The sequence below is a fragment of the Campylobacter sp. BCW_6465 genome, assembly GCF_001762815.1.
Lineage (GTDB): Bacteria > Campylobacterota > Campylobacteria > Campylobacterales > Campylobacteraceae > Campylobacter_D > Campylobacter_D jejuni.
In genome coordinates this window covers 1-4,701 of the sequence record NZ_MJXN01000055.1, presented here as the reverse complement: position 1 = coordinate 4,701, position 4,701 = coordinate 1, and the positions used below count along the sequence as shown (strand labels likewise).

The following is a 4,701-nucleotide window of genomic DNA, read 5'->3' as shown; positions in this document are numbered from 1 at the left end:
CAAAAAGAACTCTTTAACAAAAACATTGAGGCTTTAAGCAATATTCTTTTAAAAGAAAGTTTAAAAGAAATCAAATCTAGTAAATTTGAACTTATCTTAGGTAAAGATAATCTTGATATCAATCTAAAAGATACAAGTGATAATACTTTTCTTTATGAAAATGTTATTGATGAATTAAACACTATGTTAAACACTTATAATGATAAATATCTACTTTATCCTGTATTGTATTTTTATGGTTTTGGAAATGGAATTTTATTTAAAGCTTTATTGCAAAATAAAAATCATCAACATATTGTTGTTTTTGAAAAAGATATAGAAATCATTTGGGTGATGTTTCATATCTTAGATTTTTCAAATGAATTACAAAATTCAAGATTGATGATTTTAGAAACTAGTTCTTTAGATATAGAATTTTTTTCTGATTTTTGTTCTAGCAAACCTTTCTTTCAATTTTCTAGAATTTATTTTTTAGAACTGATGAGTAATTATTATGAAAGATTTCATGAAGATGTTTTAAAAATCAATCATAAACTAGCAGAAACTTTTAAAAATATCATTTTAAGAAATGGCAATGATCCACTTGATGCCCTTCAAGGCATAGAACAATTTGTTTATAATCTTCCTCAAATGATCACTCATCCTAGTTATACAGAATTACTTTCTAAAAGAAAGAATTTAAGTGATACAGCTATTATTGTTTCTACAGGGCCATCTCTTACCAAACAACTTCCTTTATTAAAAAAATATGCTAATAAAGCTACGATTTTTTGTGCGGATTCTTCTTATCCTATTTTAGCTAAGCATGGTATAAAGCCTGATTATGTTTGTATGCTTGAAAGAAAAGCCATTACAGCAGAATTTTTTAATCATGATTTTGGGGAATTTGATAGAGATGTTTGTTTTATTATCAAATCTGTAGTACACCCTAATGCTATACACTATCTAAACAAAAAAACCGATAATTTTACCATAGTTTCAACCTATGCAAGCTTTATAGAATATTTAAAATTAGATTATTTTGGATATTTTAACATGGGATTTAGTGTTGCACATATGGCTTGTTATCTTTCCTTGCATTTAAATCATAAAAAAATCATTTTTATAGGACAGGATTTAGCTTATGCTGAAAATGGCAATTCTCATCCTGATGATTATCAAAACTCAGCAACCTATGAAAGTAAAAAGTATCCACATCTTTACACTCTTGCTTATGGCAAAAAAGGGAAAGTTAAAACTCATCATGTCTGGCTCATGTTTAAGCAAAATTTAGAACAAGATGTACAAAAAATACAAAAATATTTAGATACTAAAGTTTACAACTGTACCGAAGGTGGAGCAAGGATAGAAGGAACTATAGAAAAACCTTTTCTTTGGGCTTGTGAGAATTTACTTTATAAAGATTTAGATAAACCTTTTGAAAAATTAGAACCTTTAAGTTTAAATAAACAAAATGAGTTTTTACTTAAGGCTTATTATAAAGTTTATCAAAGTATTAAACATTGTAGAGATTTTAATGATAAATTTATTAAAAGCTATGATAAAATAAAAAACTCTTTTATTGTATTGCAAAATTCTCAAGAAAATGAAACCCTTATCAAAGAGATCATTAAAGATATAGATAAAATCAAAACTCAAATCGATGAACTTTACAATACTCAAAAAGATTTGATACAAATTTTAGGCCCCTTACTAACTCAATTTGAACTTAATCTTGCTAGAATTTATGTTTTAAATCCTAAAACCAAAGAAGATGCTTTTAATAAAAGTATTCTTTGGATAAAAGAACACTTAGAATTTATGGAATTAGTTTATGGACATATCAAAGCACAAGAAAGTGCTTTGATAAAAAATATACTTCCTTTAGAAGAAAAACTTAAAGAAAAAAAATTAGATAAATGGATGGAAAGGGTAAGAAGGTGAGAGAAGAGCTTTTTTTAAAAAATACTCAAGCTTTATTTGAAGTTGATGAAACTCTAGCTTATAGATTAAGATCACTTAAAAATATAACTTTGAAACTTATTCAAAATGAAAATGGAATCAATTTTACAAAAGATGAAATCTTACTTTATCAAAATCCTAATCAAGAGCTTTTAGAAAATCTTAGCCTTTTTCAAAGTGAATACGCAAAATATCCTATTTTATTTTTTTATGGTTTTGGAAATGGAATGCTTTATAAAAGCTTATGTGAAAATAAAAATCATCAACATATTGTTGTTTTTGAAGATGATTTGGAAATTTTAGCCCTTGCTTTTCATTTATTTGACTTTAGTGAAGCCTTAAAAAATGAAAAACTCATACTTTTTCACACTCAAACGCTAAATATTGCACAACTTAGCACACTTTTTAGCTATGAAGTCATTCAAAAAAGTGTAAAAATTTTTAATCTTTTTATCCATAGCGATTTTTATCAAAAATTCCAAAGTACACAAATACAAAATACAAACACCCAACTCATGGAAATGATACGCTTTATTGTTTTAAACAAAGGCAATGATCCGCATGATTCTTTGGTAGGTATCAAACATACTTTAGATAATCTTCCTAAAATGTTAAATCATGGAATTTTTCAAGAATTTCTTAAAGAAAGAAGAGCTAAAGTTAAAAATGCTATCATTGTTTCTACAGGACCAAGTTTAATTAAACAACTTCCTTTATTAAAAAAGTATGCTAATAAAGCTACGATTTTTTGTGCGGATAGTGCTTATGTTATCCTTGGAAAATACGGTATAAAGCCTGATTATGTTTGTATGTTAGAACGTGATGATATAGTTTCTAAATGTTTTGATAATGATTTTGGCGATTTTAACAAAGACATACTTTTCATACTTGCTTCTGTGGTTCACAAAGAAGTATTAGATTTTTTAGAAAAAGATCAAAGAACTTATATGCTTGTACATCGCCCTTTAAATTTTGCGGCTAGTTTAAAACTTGATGAATATGGATATCTTGGAGTAGGACACAGTGTTTCAAATATGATCTATGAACTAGCAGGAGCTTTAAGATTTGAAAATATCATTTTTATAGGACAGGATTTAGCTTATGGCGAGGATGGAAGTTCACATCCTAAAGAGCATATACATGGAAGTCAAGGTGAAGAAATCAGAGGAGAAAAATATACACTAGCTTATGGGGGAAAAGGCAAAGTAAGAACACAACTTACTTGGAATTTATTTCGTCAAGCTTTTGAAAAAGATATATTTTGGGCAAAAGAAAAACTTCATATCAACACTTACAACTGCACCGAAGGTGGAGCAAGGATAGAAGGAACCATAGAAAAACCTTTTCTATGGGCTTGTGAGAATTTACTTGATAAAGATTTAAATAAACCTTTTGATTTTCCAAAATTTCTAGATAAAAAACTAGCCAAAGAAAAATTAGAAAAAATAAAAAAATATCTCCAAAAAAGCATTTTAGAATCTAAAGAATTTATAAAAAAAACTCAAACTCAGCTTCAAAAGCTTAGATACACTTTAGAAAAAAATGACAAGAATTTTCAAACTCTTGAAAAAATCAAAAATGATCTTTTAAATCTTTTTAAAGAATTTAAAAAACTCAAGCTTTTTAATGAACTTTGTCAAGCTATTTATTTTCATAACGAATGCGAAATTTTAAAATTTGAAGTTTTAAACACAAATAAGCAAAAAGAAAATTTAATAGACTTTTTGAAAATACAACACAATTGGTTTATCCAAGGTTTAGGATATCTTGATACTCAAAACAAAACCATAGAAAAAAGTTTAGAAAATTGGAATTTTGACGATATAATCAAAAAATAATTAGGATTTCCAATGACCTTCACCCCTACTCAAAAAGAACTCTTTAACAAAAACATTGAGGCTTTAAGCAATATTCTTTTAAAAGAAAGTTTAAAAGAAATCAAATCTAGTAAATTTGAACTTATCTTAGGTAAAGATAATCTTGATATCAATCTAAAAGATACAAGTGATAATACTTTTCTTTATGAAAATGTTATTGATGAATTAAACACTATGTTAAACACTTATAATGATAAATATCTACTTTATCCTGTATTGTATTTTTATGGTTTTGGAAATGGAATTTTATTTAAAGCTTTATTGCAAAATAAAAATCATCAACATATTGTTGTTTTTGAAAAAGATATAGAAATCATTTGGGTGATGTTTCATATCTTAGATTTTTCAAATGAATTACAAAATTCAAGATTGATGATTTTAGAAACTAGTTCTTTAGATATAGAATTTTTTTCTGATTTTTGTTCTAGCAAACCTTTCTTTCAATTTTCTAGAATTTATTTTTTAGAACTGATGAGTAATTATTATGAAAGATTTCATGAAGATGTTTTAAAAATCAATCATAAACTAGCAGAAACTTTTAAAAATATCATTTTAAGAAATGGCAATGATCCACTTGATGCCCTTCAAGGCATAGAACAATTTGTTTATAATCTTCCTCAAATGATCACTCATCCTAGTTATACAGAATTACTTTCTAAAAGAAAGAATTTAAGTGATACAGCTATTATTGTTTCTACAGGGCCATCTCTTACCAAACAACTTCCTTTATTAAAAAAATATGCTAATAAAGCTACGATTTTTTGTGCGGATTCTTCTTATCCTATTTTAGCTAAGCATGGTATAAAGCCTGATTATGTTTGTATGCTTGAAAGAAAAGCCATTACAGCAGAATTTTTTAATCATGATTTTGGGGAATTTGATA

General features: G+C 26.6%; 3 protein-coding genes. All 3 read left to right on the top strand.

From position 1 onward, the window contains the following. The coding region (locus AJ886_RS03750) for a motility associated factor glycosyltransferase family protein (protein WP_070287142.1) at nt 1–1,923 on the top strand (1,923 nt) is incomplete at its 5' end. Further along, complete coding sequence (locus AJ886_RS03745) at nt 1,920–3,779, top strand: motility associated factor glycosyltransferase family protein (RefSeq protein ID WP_083267237.1); 1,860 nt, start codon at nt 1,920–1,922, stop codon at nt 3,777–3,779. The genes AJ886_RS03750 and AJ886_RS03745, both read left to right, overlap by 4 nt. Before the next feature lie 12 nt (nt 3,780–3,791). Further along, on the top strand, nt 3,792–4,701 hold a 910-nt coding region (locus tag AJ886_RS03740; RefSeq protein ID WP_148124022.1), incomplete at its 3' end, for a motility associated factor glycosyltransferase family protein.